This window comes from Micropepsis pineolensis (assembly GCF_055392125.1).
In genome coordinates, this window is record NZ_AP042408.1 from 3317723 (window position 1) to 3334284 (window position 16562).

Annotated in this window: 13 protein-coding genes; 2 read left to right on the forward strand and 11 right to left on the reverse strand. The window is 56.3% G+C overall.

The genetic code is table 11. The features are described 5' to 3' along the window. Positions 1 to 34: 34 nt before the first annotated feature. From ACZ5RI_RS14740 to ACZ5RI_RS14760, 5 genes are all read right to left on the reverse strand, one after another. Positions 35 to 1177, reverse strand: coding sequence for a hypothetical protein (locus ACZ5RI_RS14740; RefSeq protein ID WP_464513962.1), 1143 nt, complete (start codon positions 1175 to 1177; stop codon positions 35 to 37). Positions 1178 to 1255: 78 nt separating this feature from the next. Continuing rightward, complete coding sequence (locus ACZ5RI_RS14745) at positions 1256 to 1678, reverse strand: ExbD/TolR family protein (protein WP_464513963.1); 423 nt, start codon at positions 1676 to 1678, stop codon at positions 1256 to 1258. Positions 1679 to 1703: 25 nt separating this feature from the next. Beyond that, complete coding sequence (locus tag ACZ5RI_RS14750; protein WP_464513964.1) at positions 1704 to 2144, reverse strand: ExbD/TolR family protein; 441 nt, start codon at positions 2142 to 2144, stop codon at positions 1704 to 1706. Positions 2145 to 2184: 40 nt separating this feature from the next. Continuing rightward, on the reverse strand, positions 2185 to 2967 hold the full coding sequence (locus ACZ5RI_RS14755; RefSeq protein ID WP_464513965.1) for a MotA/TolQ/ExbB proton channel family protein: 783 nt from the start codon (positions 2965 to 2967) through the stop codon (positions 2185 to 2187). A gap of 70 nt (positions 2968 to 3037) precedes the next feature. Further along, positions 3038 to 3562, reverse strand: a complete 525-nt coding sequence (locus tag ACZ5RI_RS14760; protein ID WP_464513966.1) for an energy transducer TonB — start codon at positions 3560 to 3562, stop codon at positions 3038 to 3040. A gap of 604 nt (positions 3563 to 4166) precedes the next feature. Between ACZ5RI_RS14760 and ACZ5RI_RS14765 the strand changes: the two genes are divergently transcribed. Further along, on the forward strand, positions 4167 to 4607 hold the full coding sequence (locus ACZ5RI_RS14765; RefSeq protein WP_464513967.1) for a VOC family protein: 441 nt from the start codon (positions 4167 to 4169) through the stop codon (positions 4605 to 4607). 99 nt (positions 4608 to 4706) lie between these two features. Here the strand turns inward: ACZ5RI_RS14765 and ACZ5RI_RS14770 are convergent, their stop codons facing one another. Both ACZ5RI_RS14770 and ACZ5RI_RS14775 read right to left on the reverse strand, forming a co-directional pair. Continuing rightward, complete coding sequence (locus ACZ5RI_RS14770) at positions 4707 to 8546, reverse strand: autotransporter family protein (protein ID WP_464513968.1); 3840 nt, start codon at positions 8544 to 8546, stop codon at positions 4707 to 4709. Between the two features lie 86 nt (positions 8547 to 8632). Further along, positions 8633 to 12376, reverse strand: a complete 3744-nt coding sequence (locus ACZ5RI_RS14775) for an autotransporter domain-containing protein (RefSeq protein ID WP_464513969.1) — start codon at positions 12374 to 12376, stop codon at positions 8633 to 8635. Positions 12377 to 12714: 338 nt separating this feature from the next. Here ACZ5RI_RS14775 and ACZ5RI_RS14780 point away from each other — a divergent pair, with 338 nt between their 5' ends. After that, on the forward strand, positions 12715 to 13980 hold the full coding sequence (locus ACZ5RI_RS14780) for a pentapeptide repeat-containing protein (protein ID WP_464513970.1): 1266 nt from the start codon (positions 12715 to 12717) through the stop codon (positions 13978 to 13980). A gap of 20 nt (positions 13981 to 14000) precedes the next feature. On the opposite strand, the gene ACZ5RI_RS14785 is transcribed toward ACZ5RI_RS14780, so the two are convergent. From ACZ5RI_RS14785 to ACZ5RI_RS14800, 4 genes are all read right to left on the reverse strand, one after another. After that, entirely contained in the window at positions 14001 to 14471 is a 471-nt protein-coding gene (locus ACZ5RI_RS14785; RefSeq protein ID WP_464513971.1) for a YbjN domain-containing protein, read from the reverse strand. Next, a complete protein-coding gene (locus tag ACZ5RI_RS14790; RefSeq protein ID WP_464513972.1) occupies positions 14471 to 15397 on the reverse strand; it encodes an alpha/beta hydrolase in 927 nt (308 codons plus the stop codon). The genes ACZ5RI_RS14785 and ACZ5RI_RS14790 overlap by 1 nt, the downstream gene beginning before the upstream one ends. 113 nt (positions 15398 to 15510) lie before the next feature. Next, on the reverse strand, positions 15511 to 15960 hold the full coding sequence (locus ACZ5RI_RS14795) for an Hsp20 family protein (RefSeq protein ID WP_464513973.1): 450 nt from the start codon (positions 15958 to 15960) through the stop codon (positions 15511 to 15513). A gap of 156 nt (positions 15961 to 16116) precedes the next feature. Further along, the gene (locus ACZ5RI_RS14800) at positions 16117 to 16554 is read right to left on the reverse strand and encodes a hypothetical protein (RefSeq protein ID WP_464513974.1); all 438 of its coding nucleotides are present in this window, start codon (positions 16552 to 16554) and stop codon (positions 16117 to 16119) included. Between the last annotated feature and the right edge of the window lie 8 nt (positions 16555 to 16562).

Sequence of the window (16562 nt, forward strand, 5' to 3'; positions counted from 1 at the left end):
TCCCGGGCCGTTTTCGTATATATTCCGTCAGGCCTTAGTGGCTCTTGACGTAGAGGCTCCACAGCTTCGCCACCAACTTGGCATTGGCGTTGCCATTGACCTTAGCGAAAGCCGCCAGAGCCTGGGCCTTTTCACCAGCCGCAAAATAAGCCTGGCCAAGACGAACCTGCGCGTTGTCAGGATCGGACACGCCCTTGGCGATACCGGCCTTGACCGCATCGACAGCGTCCTTGCCCTTGTTCATGCCGCAGTAATCTTCACCCAGCTTGACCAGCAGGTCGCCATTCTTTGCCGAATTGGCTTCCTTGATGGTCTTGGGCAGATTGCGCTGATTGCTGGCAATCGCGTCGTTGGCCATCTTCACCAGACGCTGGGTACGGGCATCGCCAAGGATCTTCTTAGCAATACCGGCATCGATCACGCTTTTGGCTTCGCTGGCAAAACCAAACTGCAGAGCATACTGCGCGGTGATGAAATAATCGTCGGCAGTGGTGACGGCACTGGTGCGGAACTTGATACGATAGATATCAAGCGACTGATGGTCCGACAGAGCCTTGGAACCTTCAGCGTATTTAATCAGACGCTGCCAATATTCAGGCTTGTTGCTCGAAGAAACCAGCTGTTCCAACGCCGCGCTGTAGGTGACGTCGTCATGGGCTTCATAGGCGCAACGCATCAACAGTTCGGTCGCCCCGCCAACAGTCTTGGCATAGCGGACGCAACCAGCAAAATCACGCTGCAGATAATAGGCCTGAGCAATGACCTCCATGTTCTTGGCATTGAGGACATTGTATTTGCGCAGGATATCGGCGTCAGCAATGACGTCCTTATATTTGCGCGCACGATAATCGGCAGTAAACTTGGCCTGAGCCGTCACCGCATTGGTAACTGGGCCGGCTGAACCACCCGACTTAACCGCGACGAAATCGCGGGTCTGGGTTACATATTTCTGCTCTTCGGCGGTCAGACCGCCAACCGCTTCGGCTTCCTTAAGGTGAGCCATAGCGGCGCTGTAGTTCCCGGAGTTCGCGGCAGCAACTGCAGCCTGCAGAGGCTTACCGACGGACGCACGGACGCCAGCAACAGCCGGGACAGTCGTGAGAACAGTAGCAGCGGCGACGGATGCCGTACCTAACAAAAACGCCGTAGCAACGGCACGCAAATTCTTCGGGATCATCGAAAGACCTCTTTCTGACACGAGACGCAATACTCCGGGCACGCATATTGGCGCACCCGGAGAATTGGTTTCAAGTACTTACTGCCTGTATTGATCCAGACCGGCAAAACCGATCTTTTTCACATTCAAGCGCTGTGCATCCGCCAGAACCTTGGCGACAACACTATAGGTTGCCAGACGGTTCGGGTTCAGGTGGATTTCAGGTTGCGGATCTTGCTCCGCAGCCTGAACGAAGTAGGCTTTCAGGGTATCGCGGTCCACCGGCTGCTTGTTCCAGGTGATGGTACCATCGAAATCCACGCCCAGATCGACAACCACCGGCTTCATCTGAGGCGGGGTGGCATTTGGCTGGGGCATATCCAACTTCACAGCATGCGTTTGGATAGGCAGAGTGATGATAAGCAAAGTCAGGAGAACGAGCATCACGTCGATAAGCGGCGTGGTGTTCATTTCTACCATCACCTCACTATCGCCACTCGCATTTCCGACACTCATAGACATGGGTTAATACCTTCCTATTAGGCCGTTACTCGTTGCGAGGTTCGGTGATGAACCCAACTTTCGGCACGCCGGCTTCCTGGCAAGCCAGAACAACCCGGCCAACAGCCTGGAAACGCACAGCCTCGTCACCGCGGATGTGCACTTCCGGCAGCGCCGTCGGTACTTTTGCGTGTTTCAACGCATCGACGAAACGTGTCCGAAGCTCATTGTAGTCGACAGGAGCGTTATTCCAGTAAACGTTCTCGTTCCTGTCGACCGAGATCACGATATTTTCCGGCTTTGTTACGGTAGCGATGTTACGTGCGTTAGGCAGTGTCATCGGTACTGACTTCACGATCACCGGAATAGTAACGAGGAAGATGATGAGCAGGACCAGCATCACGTCCACCAACGGCGTGGTGTTGATGCTAGTATTCAGGCCTGCTTCATCGTGGCTTTCGCCAGACTGAACGCTTAATGCAGCCATTATTTTCTACTCCGCGTGACCTGCATAATCCGAAATGGACTTATTTGCCCTTCGTGATCAGATAGGTCTGCAGGTCGCCGGCGAACGCACGGACCTTTTCCATGATGATCTTATTACGGCGAATGATCATGTTGTAGATCATAACGGCAGGAACGGCGACGAACAGACCAAGGGCGGTCATGATCAGGGCCTCACCAACCGGGCCGGCAACCTTATCGATCGAAGCCTGACCGGCAACACCGATGGCGATCAGGGCTTGCAGAATACCCCACACCGTGCCGAACAGACCAACGAACGGGGCGACCGAACCGACGGTGCCGAGGAAGGTCACGCCACCCTGAAGGCTGCCATTGGCATCTTCAATCTGACGGCTCAGCGACATGGCGATCCAGTCGTTCAGACCGACCAGCGAGGTACCGCCTTCAGACGCCTTAACACCTGCTTCCGCCATACCGCGGAAAATCGAGGCCTTCGGCAGCTTTTCAATGCCTTCGTTCAGCGAACCAGCGGTCCAGAACTTGCGTTCCAGCGACTTGGCCTGACCGAGGACCTTGCCCTGCTCGAAATAGCGGGTGAAGAAGAAGAACCACGTACCGGCCGACATGATCAGCAGCACGAACAGAACGCTCATCGAGACGGGGTTCTTCTTGTGGATGATGTCCGCCAGACCATAGGGATTCTCAGTCGGTGCGGCAGCCTTAGCTACTGCAGCGGCAGACGGTGCGGCCGGGGCGGCGGCGCTGTCCTGAGCCATCGCGGGAACGGCGGCAAAGCCGGTCAGGATTGCGAAGGCAGCGGCAATCTTCAGATGCTTCGATATCATTTGAGTACAACTCCGTAGCTGTCGAAAGAAAACTTAACGTTGCGTTGTTTGAATTTAGTGGATGTGGGGCTTAACGATTCTTCAAGTCCCAAACCACTTGAGATTTCCAAGGCACTTCAATCGGAGTGCCACCCTCGCCTGTAGCGGGTTTGTAACGCCATCTGGAAGCGCATTTGATTGCAGCTTCGTCAAGACGTTCCGAACCGCTTGATGTGGCGACCGCGAGATCTTTGGTCGTACCATCAACAGCGATGTGGAAAGCAATCACCGTGGTGCCCTGTTCACCCAACCGCAGAGAAAGCGCCGGGTATTCCTGACCACACGAATGTGGACGACCGATCGAAGCCGGTGACGACAGCTGCTTGACAGCAGGCTGAGACACCTTGTTCTGAACGGTGATCGTGGTGGCCGGAGGGGGCGCATCCGAAACGATCTGGAAGTCTGGCGGCGGCACAAAGGGCGGTGGCGGTTCAGCCAGATCCGGCGGCGGTGGCGGCGGTGCCTTATCGGGGATTTTCTCCTCGACGACATCTACCTTAACCGCTTCCGGAAGCTTTTCGACCAATGTGCGGACCAGACCGGCGTTAAGCGCCACTCCGAATGCTACGTTAAGACCGACGGCAATCACCAAAGCGATTGTACGGCGGGTCTTGTTTGCAGAAGACAAACTTCTGATAGCGTGTGTTGGCTGTTCCATGGACCTTACCGATACTGGATAAAGCTAAGCCCTGCGCACATGCGCCGGGCCATTTCTTCGCGAAACATGCTTACGCGTTCCCCCTCATGCACCCGTTGTTCCGGGTGCGTCCTAACCATTTATGTAACCTAATCGTAAACATGGTTTTTGACGAGGTCTAGAGGTTCCGATGTGAGGCTATAACGCGAAATGCCGCATTCCTGGTGGTCTAGGTTAACCGGAACCGCAACCATCAAGTAACGATCGACAAAGATGACGTTCTCATAACATTGTGGTGAAAAAACAATAGAGGACGACTTTTTTTGCCGAACGCTTGATATGCTTACATGATGGACTACCGCCTGGCAATAAAACCGATGTGCAAAAATATGCTAATTAGTATAACTATTTAGGTAAAGGTCGGATCAATTGTCGCGTGAGGCAAAAAGAATTCAACGCGGATCCCCCTTCAATAAAAATGGCAAAATTGTGCCAAACTGCGGAACTAAAAGAGGCCAAAAAAATGCGCTACCTGCACACAATGATCCGTGTGACGAATCTCGAAACGTCGCTCGACTTTTTTTGTAGCAAGCTCGGGATGACAGAAATCAAGCGGATCGAAAGTGCCGCAGGCCGTTTCACGCTGGTCTATCTGGCCGCCGCCAAGGACGTGCCGATGGCCGGGCCGACGCAAGCCCCGCTGGTCGAACTGACCTATAACTGGGACCCGGAAGAATACACCGGCGGGCGGAATTTCGGCCATCTGGCGTATGAAGTTGACGATATCTATGCCACCTGCGCCGGTTTACAGGCTGCGGGCGTTGTCATTAACCGTCCGCCCCGCGATGGCCATATGGCCTTCATCCGCACGCCGGACGGCATTTCGATCGAGTTTCTGCAAAAGGGTGAGTCGTTGCCCCCGCAGGAGCCATGGGCTTCAATGGCCAATACCGGCAGCTGGTAAACCAGCCCCAAGATAGCAAAACGCCTGCGGACGAGGATCGTCCGCAGGCGGAAATGGTGCCGGGCTGGCAGGATGCGCCGCCCCGTTCGGTAAGTGGAATTAAATCCGCCCAATCAGATTGAAGGTGGCAACCTGCTCAAGGTTGCCGCCGCTGCCACGAATATAATCGTAGCTGAGGCCAAGCGACCAGGCACCCGACGTGGTGCTGACCGATGTACCGAGCACGAAGTTACCCTGTGACGGATCCGGGCCCTGAATCGAGAAATAAGAACTGCTCTGGTTGCCCGCGGTATCCGGCTCAAGATCCTTAAACGCCGCCTTCAGCTTGGCCGGATCGTTCAGGAAGTCATAGCGATAGCCCGCGCGCATCTCCGGCTGCAGGAACACCCCGAGCAGATCAAGATCATACCGCACCGAGGAGCCCAGGAAGGCCCGCAGGGATTTGGCATAATGCGACTTGACCGTCAGGCTGAAACCGTCCGCATCCGGGGTTTTATCGACCGGATTGAATTCGGTGTAGCCATTTTCACGCAAGAACATGCCATCAACACTAAGCTGCGGCTGGAACGTAAACGCGCTGTAGGTGAAAGTGGCCCCCGTAGTGAAGCCTGTCGACGCCATAGCGGCAGAGTGCGCGTTCTGTGCATAGCGCACGAAACTGGTCTGCGAACTGCCGGTGCCTTCTTCAAGATGCAGATAGCGCAGACCCTTGATATGGGCATAGCCGAGATCGACCTTACCATCAAAGAACAGGCCCTTACCGCGCCACGTGCCGTAGCCCGAAGCGACGAACCACATCTGATTTTCGTGCGAAGTCCGCTGAATTTCGCTGACGTCACCGTTATAGAAAGTCAGTGCGCCGCCGTACCAGCCATTTTCGGGGCTGCCGGCATCCATACCGACCACCACGCCGAAGCCGTGGTCGCGGAAACCGGTTTTCTCGCGGCTGCCATCTTCCTGCACCGCCCCCTGGCCGGGGTTCTTGATTGACTGAACAAATTCCTGCGTCCACAGCGTCAGCTCGCCCTCTTCCTTGGCGAACATGCGCAAAGAACGCTGACGGGCCGCAACGACGCCGGTTGCCTGATCGGTAATCGCCAGCGCGATGGCGCGCGTACCACCGGAAGCATTTGGCGCATAGGCGTCATAGGCTTTCTGCGCTTCATAGGAGGCACCGGTCGCGGTCGTATCATCGACATTGGCATGAATGCCATTGACCATCGCCGCACCCAGTTCGTCATCGGTGCTGATCGCGGCATTAATCTGCGTGAACATCTGCGCGCCATAACCGGTCAGTCCCAACTGGCTGGCCGTCTTGGTCACAACCGTCAGCACCAGTTCGTTCGTAGTCGCCCCCGAACTGTTTTTGCCTGTTGTTTCGGTCAGCGTCTGCGAGGCGAACAGGAACGGCATGTCACCGCAGGTATTGCCGGTGCCATCGCAGCTTGCCGTCATCGGGGTTGAAATATCGTGGGCGTAGGTCGCCAGATCCTCGATATTCAACGAACCGGTGGTGGTCATCAGCACATAGGACGAACCCGATTCACTGCCGATATAGCTGTTATAGGCCACGCCAAGATTCGCGCCGCTATAGATATTGATATCGCCAGAGGCCTGTATATAGCCGGAGCTGTTGAGGCCGGAATCTTCCTTGATACCAAGGCTGAGGTAACCACCGTCATAAACCGTCACCGTACCGGCGGTCAGCGCCGTACCGTTGAGCGTTTCCGAGCTGTCCTTGTCATAGCTGTTTTGCAGATACAGCAGGCCATTGTTGTAAATGATAACGTCGATATCACTGCCGTAACTGTAAACCGAACCGGAAACCTCGCCAAAGGCACCAATCGACAGCACATCGCCGCAACTGCTCGAACCGTCACTGCAGGCACCGTAATAAATATTGCCGACGATGGCCGACAGATAGGACGAGCTGGCGCCGGTCAGATAAATCTGCTGATTGGTGCCGGTGTCAAAGCGGATGTTACCGGTAATCGTCGCCGAGGCATCCGATGTCGCCGCATTGATGATGGTTACGCCGCTGGCCGCGTTGGTCGTCGTGTTATCCGAGATCAGGTTGATGGCATCGGCGATCTGCAAATCACTGTCGAGCGATGTTGCCGCAGCCGAAATCGTCCCGGCATTATAAATGTAGGTCAGCGAGCCAGACAGATCGTGAATGGCATAAGCCGCCAGCGTGCTGGTGATGCCCGTTTTGGTGGTGCTGGCAGTGGCCGAAATCGTCCCCGAATTATAGATCGAAGACAGATAGGAATCGGCCGAAATCAGCAGCGCGGTGGCCGTGCCGCCGCCCTTACCCGAAACCGTCGCAGAAATCTTACCCGAACCGGTATCACCACTGTTGACGAAAGCGGCCTGATCGTAGCCGGTATCATCATTGGCATCCGAAATACGGCCATTGGCGAGAACCTTACTGCCGGCAGCCTGCATTTCCGCGATTACGCTGGCCGGAATACCACTCTCATAGGTGCAGCTACTGCCGGTGCAAGAGATGTCGTCGGAAGACCACGTTTCATCGTAATACCCGCCGACAGTGACATTACCTTCAAGGCTTACCGCGGTGGCGGTGACCGAATAATATTTCTCGTCCGTCGTTGCCGCAGCCGAGATCGAGCCGGAATTAAAAATACCACCATTGATATAGGTCGGCAGAGCACTGGTGCCTTCGATCCGGAGCGCCGCGCCAACCGAGTAGTTGACGTTGGTCGGCGTCAGCGAAACCGTACCGCGGTTATACAGACCAAACCCCGGGTCATAGGCTTCGTAGGAATAGGTTTTATAGGTCGTGCTGTAGGACTGATACAGACCAACCACGACGCTGGAACTGGCGGTATAGGTGGTACCGTTGGTCACAACCACCGGCGAGATCAGGATCGTCGCCTCGGTACCAACGGTCGAAACCGTGCCCGTGGTCGAATCGCTGTCATCGTCATAGTTCAGACCGGTGATCTCGATACCCTTGCCAACGCTGGAATTGACCGTCAGCGCCGGGCCGGCATCGGGGTAAATCTTCTTCGAATTGGTGGTGTAATAGGTCGAGGAAACCGAGGAGGAATCGATCCCCTCGGTTGCCAGCGTGCCTTCGATCGTGATGTTGCCCGAAACACCACTGCCGGAAATAAAGAAGCCATTGGCCCCGGTACCGGCCACCAGCACGGTGCCGCCATCATAGATGCCGACATTGCCATTGACATACCCGTCCATGTACAGGCCGAACAGGTTCGACGCCGTCATAGATTTGGCCGTATGCTGATAGATATCCATCGTGCCGCTGAGCTGGATATTGCCGTCCAGCGTCGCGCCTTCATCCATCAGAATGCCGACAGAATCGTCACCTTTGATCGAAATCACCGAACCGTAATAGGTGATGATGTCGCCAGTCAGCGTGCCGGTGCCGGTTGCCGAATCGCTGGGGTCAAGCCAGATGGCGACCTTGCTCGAGCCCTTGCCGGTCAGATACAGCGTCGAGGAGGCGTCAAGATAAATCGCCGCCCCGGTGATGGTGTCGAGTTCGTAGTTTTCAAAAGTCCAGGTCGTGGTGACGGGGTTAGCCGATAAATCCACCCGAATGCCCTGAGCACCAGAGGATTCGGTGTTGGACAAAACACCGTTACTATAGACGTAATTGCTCGAATCAATTGTGACGAGCGCGGTATTTTCTTTCTTCATGACAATGCGGCCATAGCCGTTATCACTGTCATAGAACATATAGATGTTGCTCGGCCCCGCAGCACTATCAACCCCGGTAGCGGTCGAGGTGCTCAGCGCGCTCGTCGTCTTACTGGTGATGCAGTGGATATCCGCCGAAGCAATGCAGATATCATCCGAATCGAGCGAAACCGTCGTTGAGGAGGAGGCCGAAGCCGGCGTCGCAAGAATTGCGATCGTGGCTGCCGAAAGCATCAGATTACGCTTGTTCAATTTCGATTTCCTACCCTTACAACGGCCCGGCATGCCGGACGCCACCGAAATCTCTGTCTTCGTCATCTTGCGCATATTTGTCTTTTCTAGAGCCGAACCACGAAATTGAGGGTGCCGATCTTCTGGGTCATGCCGTTATTACCATGGATCCAGTCGAAGTTGACGTTGAGCGACCAGCTGTCGACCTTGAAGCCGAAGGAGCCGCCACCAACCAGATTGCTCCGCGCCGGATCAAGCCCGGTGAGGGTGAAGCGGTCACCGGCCTGATCCCCGGTGAGCTCGGTATCGACATCTTTGAACGAGACCTTGGATTTGTTCAGATCATGCATGAAGTCATAGCGGTAACCGCCATGCAGCTCCGGCTGCCAGGTCAGACCCAACAGATCGAAATCATAGCCCAGCGACGTGCCAACATAGCCGCGTAACGAACGGTAATACCCCGGATAAACGTGAAGCAGGAAGCCCTGCTCGGTCGACAGCGTGCTGTCGGGGTTGGATTCTTTATAGCCTTCGGTCCGCATCAGTAAGCCGTCGAGGCTGATCTGCGGCGTAATCTTCAAACCGGCGTAATCAAAAGCCGCGCCAGTGGTCACACCACCAGACAGGGTTTCGACCGCATGCTTGCTGTCGGCTTCACGCGTATAGGTATTGCCATCAGTGTCACTCAAAGAGATGTAGCGCTTACCACGGATGCGGGCGTAACCAACATCAACCTTGCTGTCGAAGAACAGATGATGACCACGCCAGGCCGAATACCCGCTGAGCAAGACCCACAATTCATTATCATGGGAATCGCGGCCGGTTTCCTTGACACTGGAATTGTAGAAGGTGATCGCGCCACCATACCAGCCAAAGCGCGGGCTACCCTCGTCAAGACCCAGGGCAAAACCATAACCGTTTTCTTTATAGCCGTTCTTGGCATAGCTGCCGTCAGCACCAACTTCGCCCTGACCATCGGCATGGATATTACTGCCAAAGGCCTGGCCCCACATCGTCATATCGCCGTCGCCATCATTGCCATAATCACGCAGCATGCGCTGGCGGGCCGCCACCACACCGGTGGCCTGATCGGTCAGCGAAATGGCAATCTGGCGGGTCGCACCCGTCATGTTTGGGGCATAGGCATTGAACGCTTTTTGCGCCTGAGAATAAGCCTCGGCGATAGTGATCGAGCCGGTGCAGGCACCGTCGGTAATCGTGCCGCAACCATCACCAATATCATTGACCATCGCCGCGCCCAGATCCGGGTCAACGTCAAGGGCCGCATTGATATAGCTGAACATCTGCTTGGCATAACCAGTCAGACCCAGTTCGGTCGAGGTTTTCGACGTCACATTGAGCACCACTTCGTCATAGGCAATACAGGTCGACGATTTGGTCGTACACGTCGAAGAGCCCGACGTCGTCGTCGTCGCTGTGGTGACCGACAGACTGGCCGAACTGAACAGGAAGGGCAGATTATCGGCAATCGTCGTGTTGTAGTCGGCCAAATCCGCTGTGGTCAGCGCGGTGCCCGTGCTCGTCGTGGTATCGTAAGACGAATACAGATTGCCCGCGGTGGTGCGGATGAGCAGGAAGCTGCTGCTACCGGTGGGAACATAACTGTTATAGGTCACGCCCAAGGTGGCACCGGAACTGATCACGGCATAATCGGAAACGTCAATCGTACCGGTCTTTTCCATATCCTTTGACACGCCGATGCTCAGTGTACCACCACTGGCAACCGTGAGCCGGGACGCATTCAGCGTGGTGGTGTCGTTGAGCAGGTTCAGCGTGCCGTAATCAGCGATGGAGACTTCCACATCGTTGGTCGCCGTCACCCGGCCCGTCACCACCGAATAAGCCCCAACCGAAAGCAGATCGCCATTGGAGATGCCCGGCTCGGTGCTGGCACCGAAGGAAATATCGCCAATCAGATAGGAGTAATAGGAAGAATTACCCGAGACATAGATCTGCTGGTTGTCACCATCACCAAATTTAATATCACCAACAATGTATGCCGACGAGCTTGTGGTCGACTTGCTGATGATGGTCACGCCCGTGCCGGATTCCGACAGCGAGTCACCTGACAGATAGACGGCATAATTGACCTGGGCATCGTTATCGAGGCTGGTGGCCACCGCTTCGATGATGCCGGTGTTGTAGATATAGGTCAGCGTGCCGGAATAATCGGTAATGGCATAGGCCGACAGGGATGTGACCGTATCGGTATAGTCAGAACGCACCGTAGACGATGCCAGAATAGTTCCCGAATTGACGATCGAAGTCAGGTGCGAATTGGACGCGATGAAGATCGCCCGTGTAGACGCCGCCCCTGTACCGATTTTGACCGATCCGCTTGATCCGGAAGAAGCCACCGCTTCAATCGTGCCGGTGTTGGTCAGCGAGCCGCGCGTGGTGGCGTCATAAAGCGTATTACTGGAACCATCGTAGTAGCAATAACTGTATGTACAAGTATCACTTGTTAGTGCAGCGTTTTGAGAGCCATTAGCAACAATTTCGTCGGCAACATATTTCTTCGTCGTCGTATTGTAGTAACCGCCGATATTAAAATAACCACTGGTAAGAATGGCGGTCGCCGAAACCGTGGTCGGGCTATCGGTGCTGTTACGCACCGTGGCCGAAATGGTGCCCGAGTTGTAGATGCCGCCATCAATGACCGAGGCGTATTGCGAACCGCCACCCACCAGATAAATCGCCGCCGTTGCACTGGCATTAGCGTTAATCGGCGCAATAGAAACCGTTCCGGTATTGTAGAAGCCATACCCAGTCGTGCCATTCAGCCCGATGACCTGGCTGGCCACGGTATCATAGGAGGCTGAACCATAGGTTAGACTTGGTGAAATCAGAATGGCTTCACCGGTACCCAGCGTTTCAACAGTGCCGGAAATATTGATGCCACCACCGATGCTGGCGCCAATTGATACCGCCGTCGCCGCTTCCGGATAGGTGACATCGCCATTATCGGCTTTTTTCTGTGTAAAATCAGATGAGCTGGTGTCAATACCTTCAGTGATAACCTTACCTTCGATGGTCAGCGCGCCAGTAACACCGCTGCCCGACAGATAGATGCCATAAGCCGAGGCCCCATCCGACAGAATCTCACCATCGCTGGTGATGGTCACGTTGCCGTCGATCTTGCCCAGCATATACATGCCATAAAGGCCGGAGCTGGACGTCGAAGTCGCCGTCAACTGCTGCAATTCGATCAGGCCGCCGATGGTGATGTCACCATCAATTCCGGTACCGTATTCTTCGTAGATGCCGCGGCCGGTGGTGCCCTTGATGTAGATTTCCGAGCCCTTCACCATGGTGATATCGCCGGTCATCACGCAGCTGGCGCCGGTATCCAGACAGGACGAACTGGCACCGTTAATCCAGATACCGTATTTGGTCGAACCGGTATCACCGGCCAGTTTGATGACCGAGCTGGAATCCAGATAGATCGCTGCGCCGGAAATAGACGAACCTGCCGCGTTGGTATAGGTGCCGCCACTCATATTGCGGTCGACCACATCGGTCATATCGACCTCGATGCCATAGGCATCACTGTGGTCGTTATCCTGAATCAGGCCGTTACTGTAGACGTAACTGTCGGAATTCACCGTGATGGCCGACCAGTCGGCTTTATTATGCGCGACGGTACCGGCCGAGGTGATGATGATATTGCCGACGCCGGTGGTGTAATAATCGGTGTCGAAGCTGCTGCTGCTATCAACCGCGGTCACCTGCCCCTTGTCGACAGATGTTGAAATCGTCGTGTCCGCGATCGCCGGAAAAGACAGAAGCGCGCCAGCGGCAACGGAAAGCAATAACTTTTGCTTGCTCAAAATCGACCTCGTTAATTCCTGTGCAATCCACCCGCGCGCGTCACGAGAAATTCCCCCCGTGACGGGTACGACATTAACCACACCCAACCCACGCATTCGTGATAGAGGGGCAAATCGGGCCCGACCATAGCTGCTTTTCGCCAAGACACCTAGCGTCGAGAAACGCTTAACGCAAATTTCTGCTTTTTAATAGGCGATTAGCCCGCTATTAGGAAGATAGACCATGGGTTGTCCGCCGAAGTTTTTTGACCCTCGTAAGGGGCCAGATTTCAGGCGAAACGTGCAGCAGACCACATTCCTGACGATGGCATTATGACTGGCGGGGTTTCCTCTCTACCATGAGTGGTTACAACAAATACACCAAACTGACACAAAAAGAAGCCAGGGCTGCCGCAGCCCGGCACGAGATGCTGTTTTCCGGCTGGGCCGGTGGCGCACGGGCCGACTTTGCCGCCACCGATCTCAGCGGGCTCGAACTGGTCGGCTATAATCTGGCGGATGCGAATTTCTCCGGTGCCCGCATGGCCGAAACCAATCTGGCGGGCGGCACATTGGATGCGGCGCGTTTTGTCGGGGCCGATTTGCGGCGGGCCAATCTGGCCGGGGCCCGTCTGCGCCGGGCGGATTTGCGCGGGGTAAATCTGGCCGGGGCCAATCTGATTGGGGCCGACCTGACCGATGCCGATCTGGGCCCGATGCCAGTGTCGGATGATCCGCAATCCGTGGCGCAGGAAACCCGCACGGTAGCTGCCGATCTGAGCGGTGCCCTTATCTCCTCGGCCAGGCTGACCCATGCCAGGCTGGATCAGGCCATCGCGCGTGACGCCGATTTTTCCGACGCCGTGCTGTCCAATTGCCAAATGCAATGCGCCAATCTGGAAAGGGCCAAATTCCAGGGTAGCCTGCTCAGCGGCAGCGATTTTAGCGCCAGCAATCTGACCGGGGTCGATTTCACCGATGCGGTGCTGGTGGGCTGCCGCTTTGAACAAGCCATCGCCATCGACACCATTTTGACCGGCGCTTTAACCGACCAGCCGGTCGGTACCACAGCAAATCTTAATGACGAGACCCTGCAGCAGTTGCTGTCCGATCACATGCTGTGGATTGAAAGCAACGGTCAGCAAGGACGCCCGGCGGATTTTTCCGGTATGGACCTGCGCCAGTTACACGCCGGGCGATTCGCACAGCTCAAATCCCTCATCGCCCCACGGGCAACGTTCTATGGGCTCGACCTGACCGGTGCCATTCTGGCCGGGGCGGATCTGGAAGGGGCGGATTTGCGGGCCATCTGCCTGGCCGACGCAGATTTACGCGGTGCCAACCTGATGGGAACAAGGCTCAGCTTCGCCGATCTGCACAACGCACTGATGGGGCCCCTGATTCTCGCCGATGGCCGGCTACTGCCGACCCGGCTGGAAGGGGCGATTGCCCACCACATTGATTTGCGCGGGGCCGATTTGCGCCGGGCGGCACTGACGGGCAGCGATCTGGCCTATGCCGATCTGTCGGGGGCCATCTTGCGCGGCACCGAACTGGCCGATGCCGATCTGACCGGTGCCAAACTCACCACCATGGTCAGCGCCCCGGCCCCGCCAGCGCCATAACCACAACGCCAGATTCAGATTTAGCGCGCAGCGCGGCGCATATCCGGAATCGATTTACACCAGATATCGAGCAGATCGGCCAAGCCTTCATAGGTTACGCCGGGGGACAGATCGACATCGAAATCGAAAATCAGATCCTTGTCGCCGTCGATATAGGCCCGCACCCAGCGGAAATTGCGATTCCAATCATTGGCGGCCGGCGGGCTTTTACCGCTTCCGGCAAAACTGGTGACAAACTGCATCGAGGTACAGCGCGCCTTGGCGCAGCCATAGAGGAAAATGCCGAAATTCAGCCCCTCGGCAGCACTTTTGACATACTGCGTGCCATCCTCGGTGCTGCCGACCTGTGCCTGATAGCCCGACTTCTGCAGCCAGTCGGCCAATTTGGCACTGGTAAGCCCACCCGCAGGCAGATCCCTGGCCGCCGCCCCGGTCAGAACCAGCAGGCTCATCATCAAACCGGTCAACAGCGCGGCACAAAAATGCTTCATCACGGGCTCCCTGCCGCCATGACGGCGGTCTGAATGCGGCTGCGGATAAACTGCCCCAAACGTTGCAGGCTTACCTTGGCTTCGGGCGCATAGGTACTGGCCTGAAATAAATGTGGCATGCCGTCATAGATCTCAATACTGACCGGTACACCGGCCTCAGCGGCTTTATCGCCGATCCGCGCGGCATCGTCACGCAGGATTTCCTGACTGCCGGCATGGATCATCAGCGGTGGAAAGTCCTTGAAGCTGGCAAACAGCGGCGAGGCGTACGAATCAGCCGGATTATTTTTTTTCAGATAGGTCCGGGCGCTGACAAACAGCATGTTCCAGGATAACAGGGCGTCGTTCCCGGCATTTTTCAGGATCGACCAGCTCGACAAGGTCATGTCGGCCCAGGGCGACATCGCAACCAGCGCCGCCGGCATCGGCAGCCCGGCATTGCGAATGGCCACCAGAACGGCCAGCGCCAGCCCGCCGCCGGAACCACTGCCCGCCAGCGCAATGGTGGCAGGACTGATGCCATGGTCCAGACAATGGCGATAAAGGTCGAGCCCGTCGCGCACCGCTGCCGGGAAAACATGCTCGGGCGCCAGCCGATAGGCCGGGGAAAAAATTGGTGCCTCGACCGCCTGGGCCAGACGGGCCACCAGCGGGCGATTACTTTCCGGCGAACCGGCAACATAGCCGCCGCCATGGAAATACAGCACCAGACGGCCAGAGGAGGCATTGCCCCACCGCGTCCACTCCCCCTTGATCGGCCCGAAACGCCCCGGTTCAAAGGCGCACCCTGCCGGGGCCGGCCCGAAGCGCGCGGTCAGATAATCATACTGACGGCGGATTTCAGCCAGGCCGATCACCGCCTCGTCGCATTGCGGCTTGGACAGGCGGGAAAAATGCTCGAACAGCGAACTTTGCCAGCTGGGCATGGTGTATGCGCCAAAAACTCTACCGGAAAATAGCAGGATGTACGAAAAGGAAAAGCCGGAAACGCTTTGTGTTTCCGGCTTTTCCCGAATTTATCGCAACAAACCCTACGCTATCAGGCGTGAGCGGCCTCAAGCACTTTGGCCCCGTCTTGCGACGCATTGATCAGAATCTGACGCGGCTTCTTTTCTTCAGGAATCACGCGCTCCAGATCGATATGCAGAAGACCGTTTTCAAGCGCGGCATTGCGCACCTCGACATACTCGGCAAGCTGGAAGCGGCGTTCGAAACTGCGCCCGGCGATGCCCTGATAGAGGAATTTGGCCTCCTCACTGGGCTCGCGCTTACCGATCACGGTCAGCACACCATCGCGCACTTCAGCCTGTAAATCCTTTTCGGCGAAACCGGCCACTGCCAGCGTGATGCAGTAATGGGTCTCGTCGACACGTTCGATATTATAGGGTGGATAGCTTTGCGCCTGATCTGGGACCGAATCCATCAAATCAAACAGACGGTCAAAACCAACGGTCGAGCGGAAAAGCGGAGAGAAATCAAATGTACGCATAGTCAAACCTCCTTCAAGAGCGTTTGTGTGTCGTCCCGCCACTTAAGGCCGGAACCTTCATCATTTGTCGAAACCCACCAGGGCATTCCGACAGAGTTTGATTTGGGTACGCCTAAAGCGGCTTTCAAGAGCCGTGTCTTGTTTTGGGAAATATTTTTACTCCAACAATCCGCGTAACCGGCTTAGGACACAGATTGGATTAATCGATACCACCGCCGCGGTCCCCGCTGACGGGGGCGGCGCTGCCGGGGTGGCAAGGGTACGCGGCGGCCCATCACCGCCCGTACCGGTACACGGCAGCTGCACCGGACGGTCACGGGCGACCTTTTCAGCCTGCCACAAAGAATCCTGCGCACTTTGCCGGGCCTGCGCCATTGAACCGGCCGCTTTTGTCCAGCCCAGCCGTTTGATGCAAGCGGCCCGATCTTCGGCAGACAGGCGACTGAGCCGCTCCGGCAGGCAGCCAAACACGCTGCCCCCTAACGCCCCAGCGTGATTTTCTGTGGTTATGGGTGATGCAATCGCTTGCTGCCTTAGCCAGCCATAGGCATCCGGGGCACGCCCCACCGACGCAGGCCGCATCAAAACAATCATCGGAATAG